We start from the raw sequence: 16,258 nt of genomic DNA, 5'->3' as shown, positions 1-16,258 counted from the left end.
TCGATGGTGCTGACCTTTTCCAATTGGCGTCGAGAAAAACTGCTGCATGCGCCCATGCGCGAGAAGCTCAACCATATTTTGGCCTTGGGCATCTGGTGCGTGCTGATCTTGTTTTTTGTGGTCATCACCTTGTGGCAAGCCAGTCAGACTTTGCAAGCCACACAGGCTGCGGCCAAAAGCCTGGCCGAGCTGGCCGCAGAAAGCAATGCAGCAGCAGTCCTTTTTGAAGACAGCGCTGGGGCCCACAAGCAACTGGAAATTTTCCGGCACATCAAAAATGTGGAAACCGTCGACATTTACACCAAAGCCTCGGGTTCGGTCGCTTTTGCGCATTACCCGTCACGGCTGGGCGACGTGAAGTCAACGCCAAGCACCACCCCAGCGGCCATGCTGGACGGGACCCAAATCTCGCAGCTCACACTCAGCCGCTATGCCATTCGCTTGCCCATTGTTCAAGATGGCGAGCGCATTGGCTTTGTGCTGGTCAAAATCCGGCTGGATGACTTTTGGTGGAACATCGCCATCACCTTGCTGGTGGCCGTGGTGGCCATGATGTTGGCCTATGCGGTGGTGCGCCAATTCATGGGCCAGTTGATCGTCATCATCAGCCAGCCCATTTTGGATTTGGCCGAGGTGATGCGGCGCATCACCTCGGTGCACGACTACAGCCAACGCGCCAAACGTCAAAGCCAGGACGAAATTGGCGAGTTGGTGGCTGGTTTCAATTCCATGCTCGACCAAATCGAGCACAAAGACAAAGCACTGGGTCAATACAGCCAGCAACTTGAATCCGAGGTGCAAGCCCGTACTGCCGAGCTGTTGTTGGCCAAAGAGCACGCCGATGCCGCCAACCAAGCCAAAAGCCAGTTTTTGGCCAACATGAGCCATGAGATCCGCACCCCTCTCAACGGCCTGATCGGTGTCTCTGAGTTGCTGGGCTCGACCGACCCGACTGAGCAGCAGAAAAAACTCATCAGCATGATCAGTTCCTCGTCGTCGACGCTGCTCTACCTGATCAACGACATCCTTGATTTTTCCAAGATCGAGGCGGGCATGCTGCACTTGGAAAAAGTGCCTTACAGCCCGGAACAGGCGGCGCGTCAGGTGGCTGCCTTGTTTGAGCCGCATGCCCAGGACAAAGGTCTGAAGCTGGTGTTTGAGCCACCCGCCGATGGGGTTCCCCTGATGCTGCTGGGCGACCCGCACCGATTCACCCAGGTGGCCAGCAATTTGGTGTCCAACGCCGTCAAGTTCACCGCCCAAGGCCAGGTGAGCGTGGGCTTGGTCTACATGACGCAAAACGACGGCATGACCCGTGTGCGCTGCACGGTGCGCGACACCGGCATTGGCATCAGCGAAGAAGAAGCCCACCGTTTGTTCAGTGCGTTTTCGCAAGCCGATATTTCCATGGCCCGGCGCTATGGAGGCAGCGGCCTGGGCTTGGTCATTTCGCGTCAGTTGTCCGAACTCATGGGCGGGCAAGTGGGTTTTTCCAGCCAACCCGGGCAAGGTTCAGAATTTTGGTTTGAGGTGTGTGGCCCCCGCCTGAAAGACCTGCCGCTGGAAGCCAGCCACACACAGGCCAAAACCCCGCAAACACTGGACTGCACCGTGTTGATCGCCGAAGACAACGATGTGAACCGTGAAATCTTGGTGACCATGCTCAAAACAGCGGGCTGCCGTGTGCTCCAGGCCCACAACGGCTTGGAGGCGGTGCACATCAGCGCGACCGAAGGACACGACATTGTGTTGATGGATGTGCAAATGCCCGAGATGGATGGCATCACCGCCACACGCGCCATCCGTGCTCGCGAAGTGGCGCTGGGCTTGCCCCGCAAGCCGATTTTGGCCTTGACGGCCAATGCCTTGGCCGACGACAAGGCCAATTGTCTGGCCGCAGGCATGGACGATTACCTCACCAAGCCCTTCATGCGCCGCCAGATCCTCGAATTGATGGGCAAGTGGCTCGACCGGGCAAGCGGTCATTGAAGCCATTCGACGGTCAAAACCGCCTCTGCATTGAGCCCATCAAGCTGCAGGGATGCCGCAAGCCCTGAAACGAAGACTGCGCTCGTGGAGCGCAAGTCGCCATCAAGCGGGTGCTGCTGCCCGCCGCAATGGCTAGCACACTTCGCTTTCATTTGCTGAAATATTAAGCAATTACAATCGTGCTTCCTTTTCAGGCCCCCCCACCAAATACCGACCCCCAGTCATGCAGATTGGCCCTTACCTATTGCCGAACAATTTGTTTGTCGCCCCCATGGCGGGGGTGACGGATCGGCCATTTCGCCAGCTGTGCAGGCAGTTTGGGGCGGGTTATGCCGTGAGCGAAATGGTGACTTCGCGGCCCGATTTGTGGGCCTCGCTCAAAACCTCGCGCCGCGCCAACCACGACGGCGAGCCCGGCCCGATTGCGGTGCAAATTGCGGGCACCGAGGCGCAGATGATGGCCGACGCTGCCCGCTACAACATCGACCGGGGCGCGCAAATCATCGACATCAACATGGGTTGCCCGGCCAAAAAAGTTTGCAACAAATGGGCTGGCTCGGCCCTGATGCAAGACGAGCCGCTGGCGCTGGAGATCATCAGCGCCGTGGTTGAAGCGGCTTTGCCTCACGGCGTGCCCGTCACACTCAAGATGCGCACAGGCTGGTGCGATGCCGAAAAAAACGCCCTGAGCTTGGCCCGCGCCGCTGAGAGCGCCGGGGTGCAAATGGTCACCGTGCATGGCCGCACCCGCGAGCAAGGCTACAAAGGCCTGGCCGAATACGACACTGTGGCCGCCGTCAAGGCCGCCTTGCGCATTCCTGTGGTGGCCAATGGTGATGTGGATTCGCCTGAAAAAGCCCGCGATGTGATGAAGTTCACCGGCGCAGATGCCGTGATGATCGGCCGCGCCGCGCAAGGCAGCCCCTGGATCTTCCGTGAGATCGACCACTTTTTGGCCACGGGCGAACACCTGGCCCCACCCCTGGTGGCCGAGGTGCGCCGCGCCTTGCTGGAACACCTGCAAGATCACTACGGTTTGTACGGCGAATACACCGGCGTGCGCTCGGCGCGCAAACACATCGGCTGGTATGTGCGCACGCTGCCCGGTGGCGACGCCTTTCGTGAACACATGAACACCCTGGAAACCGCAGACGGACAACTGGCCGCCGTGGCTGCTTATCTGGACGGCTTGGCCGAGCAGATGGAGCGTCTGCCCCAGCGCCAGGCCCAGCGCCCCGAGGCCTGCACCGATTTAGAGACCACGCCATGAGCGAACCCCAATCCATTGAAAACTGCATCCGGGACAACCTGGACATTTACTTCCGCGACCTGGACGGCACCGACCCCACGGGTCTTTACGACATGCTGGTCAAGCTGGTCGAAAAGCCACTGCTCGACGTGGTGATGAACCAGTCTGGGCAAAACCAGTCACGCGCCGCCGAATGGTTGGGCCTGAACCGCAACACCTTGCGCAAGAAACTGCTCGAACACGATTTGTTGAAATGAAGCTGGGGCGGCCTGCTCCCGCCCAGCCCACTTGAATACCTGCCGGAACCCTTTAGCCCGGCCCCACCTTAAATACTCTGAATTTTGAAGAAAGCCCCCATGAGAGCCCTCATCTCTGTCTCCGACAAAACCGGCATCGTCGAACTCGCGCGTGACCTGCACGCCTTGGGCGTGGGCCTGATCTCCACCGGCGGCACCGCCAAACTGCTGGCCGAGCAAGGCCTGCCCGTGACCGAGGTGGCCGAAGTCACCGGCTTCCCCGAAATGCTCGATGGCCGCGTCAAAACACTGCACCCCAAAGTGCACGGCGGCTTGCTGGCGCGCCGCGACACGCCCGAGCACATGGCGGCATTGCAAGCGCATGGCATCGAGACCATCGACCTGCTCATCGTCAACCTCTACCCCTTTGAGGCCACCGTGGCCAAGCCCGGTTGCACACTGGCCGACGCCATCGAGAACATCGACATCGGCGGCCCCGCCATGGTGCGCTCTGCCGCCAAAAACTGGAAAGACGTGGGCATCGTCACCGACGCCAGCCAATACGCCGACGTGATCGCCGAGCTCAAAGCCAGCGGCAAACTCAGCGACAAACTGCGTTTTGCCTTGTCGGTGGCCGCGTTCAACCGCATCAGCCAATACGACGGTGCGATCAGCAACTACCTCTCCAGCGTGAACTTTGAAGCTGAAAAACTGAGCGAAGACTACGTGCCCGAGCGCGCCCAGTTCTCAGACCAGTTCAACGAGCAATACGTCAAGGTGCAAGACCTGCGCTACGGCGAGAACAGCCACCAGCAAGCCGCTTGGTACCGTGACTTGGCTCCAGCGGCTGGGTCTCTGGCCACTGGCGTGCAGCTGCAAGGCAAAGAACTGTCTTACAACAACATCGCCGATGCCGATGCGGCTTGGGAATGTGTGAAGAGCTTCGAGAACACCGCGTGTGTGATCGTCAAACACGCCAATCCCTGCGGCGTGGCCGTGGGCGCGACCGCACTCGAGGCCTACAGCAAAGCCTTCCAAACCGACCCCACCAGCGCGTTCGGCGGCATCATCGCCTTCAACCGCCCGGTGGACAAAGCCGCTGCCGAAGCGGTGAGCAAGCAATTCGTCGAAGTGCTCATGGCCCCCGACTTCAGCGCCGAAGCGCTCGAAGTGTTCAAGAGCAAAGTGAATGTGCGCTTGATGAAAATCGCGCTGCCTGCCAATTACGGCGATGTGCGCAACGCACTCGAAACCAAACGCGTGGGCTCAGGTCTGTTGCTGCAAAGCGCGGACAACCACGAGTTGGCGTTGGCCGACATGAAAATCGTCACCGTCAAACAACCCACCCCCGAAGAACTGCACGACCTGCTGTTCGCCTGGAAAGTGGCCAAGTTCGTCAAATCCAACGCCATCGTGTTCTGTAAAAACGGCATGACCATGGGCGTGGGCGCTGGCCAAATGAGCCGCCTCGACTCCGCCCGCATCGCCAGCATCAAGGCCGAAGCCGCCAAGCTGAGCCTGCAACACACCGTGGTCGCCAGCGACGCCTTCTTCCCCTTCCGCGACGGCCTCGACGTGGTGGTGGATGCAGGCGCTACTTGTGTTGCCCAGCCCGGTGGATCCATGCGCGACCAAGAAGTCATTGACGCCGCCAACGAGCGTGGCGTGGCGATGGTGTTCACGGGTGTGCGCCACTTCCGTCATTGACATCAACGGTCACGACGAACCAAATTTTCACGGCGAGTGCAGCGCAGCAGCGCAAACTTGGCTCGCCTTGTGCGCCGCGATCTCTGGTGCATCATTTCTGTGCACCCACGTCATTAGGCCCGATGCTGATTATTCGCTGATATCATTGGCAACATCATGAAAATCATGTTGCTGGACACCAACGTGCTGGTTGCAGGCTTGAGCAGCGCTCGGGGCGCGTCGTATGCACTGCTTCAAGCGGTGGCTTCGACGCGTTTGCGCGTGGTGGCGTCGCCTGCTTTGTGGCTTGAATACGAGTCGGTGCTCAAGCGCGATTCGATACGGGCCTTGCATGGTTTTTCTGTTGAGCAGGTCGATGCGTTTTTGTCCGCCTTGGCCCTTTGGGTGGAGCCGGTGAGCTTGCATTACATCTGGCGGCCACAGTTGCGCGACCCGGGTGATGAGATGGTGCTCGAGGCCGCTGTCAACGCGCGGGTACATGCCCTGGTCACCTTGAATGTGAAAGATTTTTCGATCGCCGCGCCACGCTTTGGCCTGGCTGTCAAAACACCAGCCCAGGCTTTGGCTTTTTTGGAGGATGCCGTATGAGTACTTTTGCGCTTCGTTTGCCCGATTCTTTGTATGCCCATGCACGCAAGTTGGCAGAACAAGATCAGGCTTCGCTCAACCAGTTCATTACTGTGGCTGTGGCCGAAAAGGTGTCCGCCCTCAACGCAGTGGCTTTTTTTGCCGAACGTGCTGGTGCGGCCAAGCCGGGCGATTTGGCCAGCTTTTTGGCGATGGTGCCCGAACGTTCTCCGCTGGAGGGTGATGAGCGATGAGCCGTTTCACCTTGATCCTTAACGGGCAGCATTTTTTTGAGGATCAAGCATGACCTTGAGTTTTGGCCCATTGGGCCTGTCCCCCGCGCTGCAACGCGCCGTGTCCGACATGGGCCTCTATGCCCCCACCCCCATCCAGGCCGAGGCGATTCCGGCTGCCCTGAAGTTGGCCGATGTGTGGGCCACTGCGCCCACCGGCTCGGGCAAGACGCTGGCTTTTGCGCTGCCGCTGCTCCAGCACCTGCTGGCCGCACCGCGCCAGACCAATTTTCGCCGCCCCGTGCGTACGCTGGTGCTGGTGCCCACGCGCGAGCTGGCGGTGCAGGTGGGCGATGTGTTGGCCAATTTGGCTTACAAGCTGCCGCAATCCTTGAAAGTGAACACCGTGTTTGGTGGCGTGTCGGTCAACCCTCAAATGATGGCGCTGCGTGGTGGTGCCGACATCGTGGTGGCCACGCCGGGTCGTTTGCTTGACCTGATTGACCAGAACGCTTTGCGCCTGGCCGATGTGCAGCACTTGGTGCTGGACGAAGCCGACCGCTTGCTGGATTTGGGCTTTGCCGACGAGCTGCAGCGCGTGCTGGCGCTGCTGCCCGCCCAACGTCAAACCTTGTTGTTCTCGGCCACGTTTGCACCCGAGGTGGAAGCCTTGGCGGCCAAGCTGCTGCGTGATCCGGTGCGCATCACAGTAGAGGCTTTTGAAGGCCACCAACCCGACATCACGCAACGCGCCATCCGCGTGGACGAGAAAAGTCGCACTGCCTTGCTGCGCCACCTGATCACCGAAAACGGCTGGAAACAGGTGCTGGTGTTTGTGGCCACGCGTTACGCCTGCGAGCATGTGGCGGGCAAGCTCTACAAGGCGGGTGTGTTTGCCACGCCTTTCCATGGCGAGATGAGCCAAGGTGCAAGGCAAGAGGTGCTGAGCGAATTCAAGGCCGGACGCTGGGATGTGGTGGTCACCACCGACCTGGCCTCACGCGGCATCGACATCGCCATGCTGCCCGTGGTCGTCAACTATGACTTGCCGCGCTCGGCCACCGATTACACCCACCGCATCGGTCGCACGGGCAGGGCGGGTGCGCATGGCGACGCGGTGAGCTTTGTCACGGCTGCAGCGCTGGCGCACTGGCAGCTGATCCAGAAACGCGAAAGCTTGGAGCTGCCTTTGGAGCAGGTGCCAGGTTTTGAGCAGACCGAAACCCCGCCGCCGCCATCTCCCGGCAATGGCGGCATCAAGGGTTCACGGCCCAGCAAAAAAGACAAGCTGCGGGCGGCAGGTCTGCTCAAATCGAACAATTGATCCGACCGCAGGCTGTTGTCTGTATCTTTGTAGGAGCCCACCCCCGTGGGCGATGGCTTGCCCTGGCGGTTGGATGCCATCGCCCACAGGGTAGGTTCCTACAAGCAGCCCATCAGCCCATCCACCCGGGCAACCAAGTGGCGATGCCCGGCACCATGAAGACGGCCACCAGCAGCAACACGCTCATCGCCAAATAAGGCGTGACCGCCAAAAAGATGTGCGTCATGGTGACCGACGGTGGTGCCACACCCCGCATGGTCATGAGCAGCAAACCATGGGGCGGCAAAAGCAGACCCATTTGCATGCAGATGAGGAACAACACACCAAACCACACCGGGTCAATGCCCAAGGCGTTCACGATGGGCATGAAGATGGGCAGGGTGATCATCATCATGCTGACCTGGTCCACAAAGATGCCCAGAAAAATCAGGAAGAGCATCATGCCGATCAGGATCTGGTTGGCCGACAAACCTTGTTCGGTGATGAGCTGCACCAGGCCCGAGCTGGCCCCCGAAAAAGACAAAATTTGTGCGAAGGTGGTGGCCCCCAAAATGATGAACAAAATCATGCCGGAGATGCCCGCCGTGCCCTTGAGGGCCTTGAGCACCGCTTCCCAGCGCAAGGCACGGTAAAGCGCGGCCAGCAGCATGGTGGCAAAGGCACCGAGCGCTGCGCATTCGGTGGGCGTGGCCCAACCCGCTGCCAGTGCGCCCACCACCACCCCAAAAATCGACAAAGTGGGCAAAACATAAGCGAACAGCGGTTGCAAACGGTCCCAACCTTGGTGCTCAACGGCCTCGGTGTCGGTGGGGGCCAGATGGGGGCTGATGCGCACCCGCACAACGATCCAGGCCACAAACGCCACCGACAACAGCAGCCCGGGAACAACACCGCCCAGCAGCAGCTTGGAAATCGAGATGCCCGAGAGCGAACCCAGCAAAACCGTCAGGGCCGAAGGCGGAATCAGCATGTCCACCGCGCCAATCGCCATGATGGGGCCGGTGGCCATGGTGGGGTGGTAACCGCGTGCCAGCATCACGGGCAGCATCAGGGCACCCAGCATGGCCGTGGTGGCAATGGTCGAGCCTGAGATGGCCGAAAACACCGTGCCCGCCACCACAGCAACCACCGCCAGGCGTCCAGGAACGCGCACGATCAAGCGCTCGACCCCGTCGATCACCTTCACGGCCAAACCGGTGTGGAACAGAATTTCGCCCATCAGCACAAACAGTGGGATGGGTGTGAGGGCAAAAGCGGTGACTGAACTGACGCTGTTGCGCACCAGTTGCACCAATCCGGGTTCGCCCCCCATGTAAAGCACGGCCCCGATGATGTTGACGCCCAAAAAAGTCAACGCCACGGGCATGCCCATGAACAGCAGCAAGGTGGAGCCGCCCAACATCAACCAGGCTGCGATGGGCCAACTGCTCATGTGCAGACTCCAGACGAGAAATATAAAAACATATCGAACAGTCTCAAGCTGCGCTCACCGCATCCTGTCGTGGTCCGCGTTCGGCATGCAGCAGGCGGTGCATGCGAAACACCATCTCGATGGACAGCAGCACAAACACCACCGGCAAGGGCGCGAGCGACCACCACTCGGGCGTGACCAGGGTTTTGATGCTCAGAGAACCTGCCGCATAACTGGCCCAAGTGGCCAAAGCGCCGTACCAGGCCAGCACCAGGCAGCACAGCAAACCCAGCACATCGCACACCCATTCCAGAGCCCAAGCCATGCGCGGTGGAATGGCCTGCAAAAAAATGTCCACCCGGATGTGCTGGCCCTGACGCAGCAGCCAAGGGGCCACGCACATCGTGATCAGGTAGAGCATGAGTTCAGACACCTCGTTGCTCCAGGACAGCCCCAGCGGCATGCCTGGAATGGCCAGGTTGCGCAACGCCACATCGGCCACGATGATGAGCATCATGGCCAGCAGCAGCAGGCAGCCCAGCAGGGCCAGACCCGACAGCCACCGGCCAAATCGCTCAGACAGCGCTTGCATCATTTGGAGAACAGCGCCTTGAACCGAGCGGCCACTTCAGGGCTTTGCTTGGCAGCACCGGCCCAGCCGATGTCGTAAGCCTTGTCGCGAAAGGCCTTGCTGGTGGCGGCATCAAAGGTGATGGTCTGGATACCCGCCTTGGTCTGGCGTGCGATTTCATCGGCCCCGTAGCGTGCCCAGAACGTGTTCTCGGCCTCCAGCGCCAGCAACTGTTTTTGCAGGTAGTTGCGCTGCGTGTCGTTGAGCTTTTTGTAGGCCGGCAGGTTCATGATCAGCGAGACCTCGGCGTCGTAAAAGCCCGGGTCGATGCGGAACTTGGTTTTTTCATGCCAGTTGAAGTCAAAAATACCGCCAATGGGCCAGCCATAACCGTCCACCACACCGCGCTCCAGCGCGGTGTAAACCTCGCCGGGTGGCGTGGTGATCACGCTGGCGTTCAGCGCTTGAAAGAAGTCGCGGTACACGGGCGTGATGCGGATTTTTTGACCCGCCAGGTCGGGCTTGTCGACCTTCTTGTTGGTGTAGATGTGGAAGGGCTGGTTTTCGACCATGCGGGCCAGATACTGCATGTTGCCTTTTTCGTTCCAGACCTTGTTGATCGCATCAAAGGCCCCGTTCTTGCGCTGCTCGGCCACCGGGATCTGCGTCAGTTTCAAAAAGTCGGCCTCGGGCATCACGTTGGTGTAGAAAGCGCCGGTGTTGAGCGCCATGTCGACCACGCCGGTTTTGACCGCGTTGCCCAGCTCAAACGAGGGAATGGCACGGGGGCCGCCGATGAAGTTGATTTGCAACACGCCTTTGCCTTCGGCGTTGACCTTGTTGATCCAGGGCTGCAGGCGTTGCACGTAGATGCCGTTTTCGGCAAAGCCACTGATCAGGCGCAAAGTGACCTCTTGCGCCAGTGTGGCCGAGGTGGCACCGAGGGCCAGAACCAGTGCCGTGGCCTGGGTGAGTAAACGTCGTTTCATGGGCTTGTCTCCTGAGTGTGTGGAAGGTGGATGGGAAACTTGAAGGGTAGTCCTGCCGGATCGGATGCATGCGTCACGCAGGTGCCAGCTGGCTCAGGGCATGCTCCAGCGCCTGGCCGCTGTCGTCGGCCAGCGCCGCTTTGCGCAAGGCGCTCAACCGGTTGGCTGCATCGGGCAGCTGCTGCAGGCGCGGCAAGGCTGCCATGAGTATTTCAAAATGTCGCCAGCCACGGGCATGGGTGTCGCCGTAGCCTTTGACCAGCTGCTGCGCACGCAGCACCTCCAGGGCCAGATCGGCATGTTGCGGCAGCAGCGCCAAGGTCTGTGCCCACCAGGCATTGATGCGTTGATGTTCGGTTTCGTAGCGCAGTGACAAGGGCCGAATGCGGCGCAAGCTGGCCACGCCATAAAGCAGCAAAAACCCGCGCAAGGAACTGGTTTTCACCACGCGCCCTTTTTGCGTGAAACGGCCCACCACGGCGCGGGCTGTTTTTGAAGCCAGCAACCACCGCCCCAAACCTGCAGGCAAGGTGTCGGCGATTTCTTCGAGGCGCGGGTGCATGAACTCGTGGATGTCGATGAGCTGTTTGTCGCTCTGGTTGACCTCTTGGCTGACGCGGGCGAAACGTGAGCGGCGTGTTTTCAGATCGGCCACACGCACCGTGTCTTCGTAGGACATCCAAAGTGCCAGGTGCCGAGCACCTTCGCGCAAGAGGTCTTCGGCCAAAGCCGGGGCCAATGTGGCCGAGGCCAAAGCTTGGGCCAGGTCTTGCAAGTACCCCGCATACAGGGTGGCATAGCCCACACTTTGGTAATCGGCCAGGCGCGTCAAACCCGAAGCGATGACGGGGTGCGCCGATGGGGCAAATGTGCCCTCCAAACTGTTCGCCAAGGCCTGCAGCTTGGGGCCGACTTGGCGGTGCAAGGGCAGGGCAAGCGGGGTGACATCGGCCACGTTTGTCGTCTGGGGATGCAGCACTTGCTTAGCCGCATCAAACCCGGCGGCAAAAGCTTTCAGACTGGTTTTGACACCCACGCCGCTGCGCTCGATGGTGGCTTCAAACTGCGCCCGAGAAAACGGCAAACGTTCACAGGCGGCCAGCGCACCATACAAGGCGGGGGCAATCAGGCTGCCGGTTTGCTCTGCCAGTTGGGCAAAGTCGGCGCTGATGAACAACTTGGCAGCCGCTTGTGCACCGGCGAGCAGCTTGGCCTCGTCCACACGCCCATCGCCCATGGCGGTGCGCTCGGTCATGGAATAGACGCGGTGCGAGGACGCAATGAAGGTGGTTTTGTGGGGGTCCACCAGCCCGCGTTGTAAGGCGCGACCGGCTTCCATCAATTCGGAGGCCAACACGATGTCGACTTCGCCCGGAAACGGGCTGAGCGCCATCACGGGCATTTGCCCTGAAGGCGATGCCGATTGCGGGTACATCTCGATGTAATAGATGGTGGCCCCGGTGCGTTGCGCCACGCCGGGCACCGAGGTGGTCTGGGCCCAATGGCCGTTGTGTTCGGCCAAGTCGACCAGCCAGTCGGCCAGCACGCCGCCGCCTTCTCCGCCCATGGCCAAAATGGCCAGGCTGATGATGCCTTGGGGTCGCTTTGTGTCGTTCATGCGGCAATGCCTTCCAGTCGGCGCTCAATGCGGTTTTGCAGCCAGCCAATCACCCGCTGGCGCAGGCCTTGTTTGAAGCGGTCCCAGGCGCTGGGGTTGTTGATGATCTCGGCCCGGTAAAACGAGGGGCAGAGCACCGCCGCGTGCGCGACCTCGCCGCACAGGCCGCAGCCCACACAGCTGTCGGCCACGGCCGCCACCGGGTCTTGGCGCAGCGGATCGGGGTTGGGCTTGATGCTGAGCGATGGGCAGCCCGACAGGCGAATGCAGGAGTGGTCGCCGGTGCAGGTGTCGGGGTCGATTCCAAAGCGCTCGCGCACCACGCGCTCGCCTTTCTGGATGCGCTGGCGAATCAGCGGCTTGACACGGCGCTGGCGATTGAGCATGCACTCGCTTTGCGCCACGATGACCTTGGGGCCTTGTTGTTTCGTGGTCAGGGCGTCGCGCAAAGCCTGGCGCATTTGGTCCAGGCTGTAGGTGTTGGTGACCGTCTTGACCCACTCCACGCCGACGCCGCGCACGGCTTTTTCAATCGGGTTGTTGGTGTTGCGGATCGGGTTGATGGCTTTGGACGAGAGCACGTCCTGCCCGCCGGTCGCAGCCGAATAACCGTTGTCCACGACCAGCAGCAAGTTGTCGGACTGGTTGAACACCGCGTTGCCCACGCCGCTGGTCAGGCCGTTGTGCCAAAAGCCCCCGTCGCCCATGATCGAGACGGTGCGCTTGCTCGTCTCGTTGGTGTTGAAGGCCGAAGCGCCCGCCCAGCCCAGGCCATAGCCCATGGTGGTGGCACCAATGTTGAAAGGCGGCAGGATCGAAAACAAATGGCAGCCGATGTCGCAACTCACATGGTGCTGACCCAGCTCTTTTTCGATCATCTTGATGGCCGTGAAGATGGGCCGCTCCGGGCAACCGGTGCAAAACGAGGGCGGACGCGGGTGCACCTGGGCCACGGCTTCGCTGATCGCCAGTTGGTTGCTCGCTTGAACTGCGGGCACCGTTGCTGGCAGCAAGTGCGCCGCGTATTGCGCGATGAACGCCCGGATGCCTTTCAGCACCACCCCACCGGTGTACTCGCCGCCCATGGGCAACACATCCTTGCCGTGCACCTCGGTGTTCAGACCCGCCTTGTGCAAGATGCTGTGGATGTTTTGCTCGATGAAGTCGGGCTGGCCTTCTTCCACCACCAGCAGGCCGCGCTTGCCTGTACAAAAGCGTTTGAATTCATCGTCGACCAGGGGGTAAGTGATGTTCAGCACATACAGCGGGATGTCGGTCTTGCCAAAGTCATCGGCCAGGCCCAGCAGCTGCAGTGCACGCACCACACCGTTGTACAGGCCGCCCTGCATGACGATGCCAAAGTCTTGCGCGTCTTCGGAGAAAAACTCGTTGAGCTGGTGTTCCTGAATGAATTGGACCGCAGCGGGCCAGCGCTTGTGTGTTTTTTCTTGCTCGTGCAGGTAGCTGGCGGGCGGCAACACGATGCGGTTGACATCGCGTTTGGGGTTTTCGATGGCGTCTTTCAGCGTGAAGCTGGGGCGCACGTTGTCCCGGGTGGGAAAACGGCCGTGTACATGGCAGGCGCGGATGCGCAACTCCAGCATCACCGGCGTGTTGCTGGCCTCGGACAACTCAAAGCCTTTTTCCACCGCGTGCACGATGCTGGGCAGGTTGGGACGGGGGTCGATCAGCCAGACCTGCGATTTCATGGCAAAGGCGTGCGAGCGCTCTTGCATGATGCTGGAACCTTCGCCGTAGTCCTCGCCCACGATCAGCATGGCCCCGCCGGTGACGCCGCCTGAGGCCAGATTGGCCAGTGCGTCCGACGCCACATTGGTACCCACAGTGGATTTGAAGGTGACCGCGCCGCGCAGAGGGTAGTTGACCGAGGCGGCCAAAGTGGCGGCGGCCGTGGCTTCGGAGGCGCTGTGTTCAAAATGCACACCCAGTTCTTGCAGGATGTCGTTGGCGTCGGTCAGCACATCCATCAGGTGCGAGATCGGCGCACCCTGGTAGCCCGCCACATACGACACGCCCGATTGCAGCAAAGCCTTGGTGACGGCCAAAATGCCTTCGCCATGGAATTCGTCGCCATCGCCCAAGCGCAGTTTTTGCACCTCTTGCACAAACGAGCGTTCAGCCATGCCCAAAACCTTTCATGGGGCCTTGCCCCGTGGTGTTGCCTGATCAAGTGAGGGCAATTTAGGCCAGCTGAGGCCTTGTCGCAAATGGATTCTTTCAATGCAGTACATTGATCGTGTGAATAATTAGGGGCAACCCTTATTCACATGAACCATGGGCAAAGCATGAATTTCCGACAACTCGACCTGAACCTCTTGCGGGTGCTGGTGGCCATCCACCGCAGCCGCTCGGTCACGGCGGCGGGCAAGGCGTTGGCCTTGTCGCAGCCCGCCACCAGCAACGCCTTGGCCCGTTTGCGCGAATTTTTTGGCGATGAATTGTTTGTGCGCTCGCCCGCTGGTTTGCAGCCCACGCGGCTGTGCGAACAATTGGCACCCGCCATGCAATCGCAGTTGCTGGCCATGGAAAGCCTGGTGCTCAACCACCAGCCTTTTGACGCATCCAGCAGCCACCGCCATTGGCGTTTGTCTTTGTCCGACTTGGGCGAAATTTTGTTCTTGCCGCGCCTGGCTTCGGCGTTGCGCAAAGTCTCGCCCCATGCGAGTTTGTCCAACGTGTCGGTGGATGCGTCCCAAGTGGCTGCTGCCCTGGAATCGCGTGACATCGACATGGCCATCGGCATCCTCAAGCCGCAGCACCGGGGCATACGCAGCCAGCTGTTGTTCAAGGAACGCTATATGGCCATCTCTTCCAAAGACTGGTCACCCAGCCCACCAGGGCGCAGCAAGACGCTCAGCCCAAGCCAACTGGCGCAAGCGAATTTTGTGGTGGTCTCGCCCACGGCGACCTTCCATGGGAGCGTGGAAAAAATGCTGGCGGGCATGAAACTCCAAGACCGCATCTTGGTGCGTCCACGCCACTTTGGCGCGATCGCCGAGCTGGCGCAAAACACCGATTTGCTGTGCATCGTGCCCGAGATGTACGCCCGCGAACTGAGCCAGCGCGTGCAGCTGCAGATGTGGGCCTTTGAGGATGCACCTGTTTATGAGGTGCACATGCTGTGGCACAGCAGCACCGAGCAGGACTCGGATCAGCAATGGCTGCGGGCAGAGGTGGAGCGCTTGTTCACGCGGGGTTGAGGAGTGAATCTTTGCTGCAGGTGGTCGTGGTGTGCGGGTGGCCATCGGCCGCATCCGCATTGGTAATCCCGCGAAAAGTGTATTGATGGTGGGTTTGCGCGGCGTAGGCAAAACCGTGTTGCTGGACAGAATGCGTCAGGACGCCGAAGCCAGTGGGGTCTACACCCTGAAGCTGGAGGCTCCCGAAGACCGCTCTTTGCCAGCCTTGTTGGCACCTCAGTTGCGCTTGATTTTGCTCAAACTCAGCGCTGTCGAATCGGCCAAAGCCTATGCGACGCGCGGGCTGCGTGCTTTGGCTGGTTTTGCCAAAGCCCTCAAGGTCAAATTCAACGACATCGAGGTTGGGCTCGACTTGGAGCCCGAGTTGGGCTTGGCCGACAACGGCGACTTGGAGGGCGATCTGGCTGTGTTGTTGGAGCAGGTGGGCTTGGCGGCTCAAAGTGCCAAAACTGTCGTGGTCACGTTCATCGATGAACTGCAATTCGTGAAAGAGGCCGAGCTTGCCGCGCTCATCACCGCATTGCACCGATGTGCCCAAGCCAAGTTGCCCGTGACCGTGATTGGGGCCGGCTTGCCTCAATTGTTGGCGCGGGCGGGACAAGCCAAATCTTATTCTGAGCGCTTGTTTGATTACCCCATGGTCGGCCCTTTGTCACTGGCCGACGCCAGCCAGGCCATCACCCGTCCAGCGGAAGAACTCAACGTGGTGTTTGAGCCCGAAGCCATCGATGAAATTTACAAAGACACCGACGGCTATCCATACTTTTTGCAAATGTGGAGCAAGTACGCCTGGGATGTGGCGACGATCAGCCCCAACTCGCGTACGGATGTCCAGCGGGCCAGGTTGTTGACCGAAGCAGACTTGGATGAAAGCTTTTTCAAAACCCGTTTTGAACGCTGCACTCCCAGCGAACGGCGCTACCTGCGGGCCATGGCATCGCTGGGCTCTGGTCCGCACCGCTCGGGTGATATCGCTGCGGCGCTGGGACGATCCATCAACACCTTGGGCATGGTGCGAAGCAGCCTCATCAACAAAGGCATGGTCTGGAGCCCCAGCCACGGAGATACGGCGTTCACCGTGCCCTTGTTCGACCAGTTCATGCTGCGCGCCATGCCGGGCGACGGTTGGCGGCAGGTGTGATG

The 16,258-nt window shown here is 60.3% G+C and carries 14 protein-coding genes; 9 read left to right on the top strand and 5 right to left on the bottom strand.

The features are described 5' to 3' along the window. Positions 1–3 precede the first annotated feature (3 nt). The 7 genes from AMM41_RS12855 (at position 4) to AMM41_RS12825 (ending at position 7,305) form a co-directional block, all read left to right on the top strand. On the top strand, positions 4–1,989 hold the full coding sequence (locus AMM41_RS12855) for an ATP-binding protein (protein WP_089958960.1): 1,986 nt from the start codon (positions 4–6) through the stop codon (positions 1,987–1,989). Positions 1,990–2,212: 223 nt separating this feature from the next. Then, a complete protein-coding gene (gene dusB, locus AMM41_RS12850; RefSeq protein ID WP_089958957.1) occupies positions 2,213–3,259 on the top strand; it encodes a tRNA dihydrouridine synthase DusB in 1,047 nt (348 codons plus the stop codon). Next, the gene (locus tag AMM41_RS12845) at positions 3,256–3,495 is read left to right on the top strand and encodes a Fis family transcriptional regulator (RefSeq protein ID WP_089958953.1); all 240 of its coding nucleotides are present in this window, start codon (positions 3,256–3,258) and stop codon (positions 3,493–3,495) included. Before dusB ends, AMM41_RS12845 begins: the two co-directional genes overlap by 4 nt. Positions 3,496–3,594: 99 nt before the next feature. After that, on the top strand, positions 3,595–5,181 hold the full coding sequence (purH, locus tag AMM41_RS12840) for a bifunctional phosphoribosylaminoimidazolecarboxamide formyltransferase/IMP cyclohydrolase (protein ID WP_089958949.1): 1,587 nt from the start codon (positions 3,595–3,597) through the stop codon (positions 5,179–5,181). A gap of 156 nt (positions 5,182–5,337) precedes the next feature. Next, positions 5,338–5,769: a putative toxin-antitoxin system toxin component, PIN family gene (locus tag AMM41_RS12835; protein ID WP_089958945.1), complete on the top strand. Its 432-nt coding sequence runs from the start codon at positions 5,338–5,340 to the stop codon at positions 5,767–5,769. Further along, complete coding sequence (locus tag AMM41_RS12830) at positions 5,766–6,002, top strand: toxin-antitoxin system HicB family antitoxin (RefSeq protein ID WP_089958942.1); 237 nt, start codon at positions 5,766–5,768, stop codon at positions 6,000–6,002. Before AMM41_RS12835 ends, AMM41_RS12830 begins: the two co-directional genes overlap by 4 nt. Before the next feature lie 55 nt (positions 6,003–6,057). Further along, positions 6,058–7,305: a DEAD/DEAH box helicase gene (locus tag AMM41_RS12825; protein WP_089959146.1), complete on the top strand. Its 1,248-nt coding sequence runs from the start codon at positions 6,058–6,060 to the stop codon at positions 7,303–7,305. Between the two features lie 112 nt (positions 7,306–7,417). Here AMM41_RS12825 and AMM41_RS12820 read toward each other — a convergent pair whose 3' ends face one another. The 5 genes from AMM41_RS12820 to AMM41_RS12800 form a co-directional block, all read right to left on the bottom strand. Next, positions 7,418–8,737, bottom strand: a complete 1,320-nt coding sequence (locus AMM41_RS12820; protein ID WP_089958934.1) for a TRAP transporter large permease — start codon at positions 8,735–8,737, stop codon at positions 7,418–7,420. Between the two features lie 43 nt (positions 8,738–8,780). Next, positions 8,781–9,308, bottom strand: coding sequence for a TRAP transporter small permease (locus tag AMM41_RS12815; protein WP_228769262.1), 528 nt, complete (start codon positions 9,306–9,308; stop codon positions 8,781–8,783). Further along, complete coding sequence (gene dctP, locus AMM41_RS12810) at positions 9,308–10,276, bottom strand: TRAP transporter substrate-binding protein DctP (RefSeq protein ID WP_089958931.1); 969 nt, start codon at positions 10,274–10,276, stop codon at positions 9,308–9,310. The genes AMM41_RS12815 and dctP overlap by 1 nt, the downstream gene beginning before the upstream one ends. Before the next feature lie 73 nt (positions 10,277–10,349). After that, positions 10,350–11,894 carry an indolepyruvate oxidoreductase subunit beta family protein gene (locus AMM41_RS12805; RefSeq protein WP_089958925.1) on the bottom strand — a complete coding sequence of 515 codons (1,545 nt, stop codon included), beginning with the start codon at positions 11,892–11,894 and terminating at the stop codon, positions 10,350–10,352. After that, positions 11,891–14,038 carry a thiamine pyrophosphate-dependent enzyme gene (locus tag AMM41_RS12800; protein ID WP_089958921.1) on the bottom strand — a complete coding sequence of 716 codons (2,148 nt, stop codon included), beginning with the start codon at positions 14,036–14,038 and terminating at the stop codon, positions 11,891–11,893. Before AMM41_RS12800 ends, AMM41_RS12805 begins: the two co-directional genes overlap by 4 nt. A 162-nt stretch (positions 14,039–14,200) precedes the next feature. Here AMM41_RS12800 and AMM41_RS12795 point away from each other — a divergent pair, with 162 nt between their 5' ends. Then, positions 14,201–15,115 (top strand): LysR family transcriptional regulator, encoded by a 915-nt coding sequence (locus AMM41_RS12795; RefSeq protein ID WP_089959137.1) that lies wholly within the window; start codon positions 14,201–14,203, stop codon positions 15,113–15,115. 31 nt (positions 15,116–15,146) lie between these two features. Beyond that, the gene (locus tag AMM41_RS12790) at positions 15,147–16,256 is read left to right on the top strand and encodes an AAA family ATPase (RefSeq protein ID WP_368664973.1); all 1,110 of its coding nucleotides are present in this window, start codon (positions 15,147–15,149) and stop codon (positions 16,254–16,256) included. Positions 16,257–16,258 lie beyond the last annotated feature (2 nt).

Origin of the sequence: Limnohabitans sp. 2KL-3, from assembly GCF_001269405.1 — a bacterium.
GTDB lineage: Bacteria > Pseudomonadota > Gammaproteobacteria > Burkholderiales > Burkholderiaceae_C > Limnohabitans_A.
This window is presented reverse-complemented; position numbering and strand designations above follow the sequence as displayed.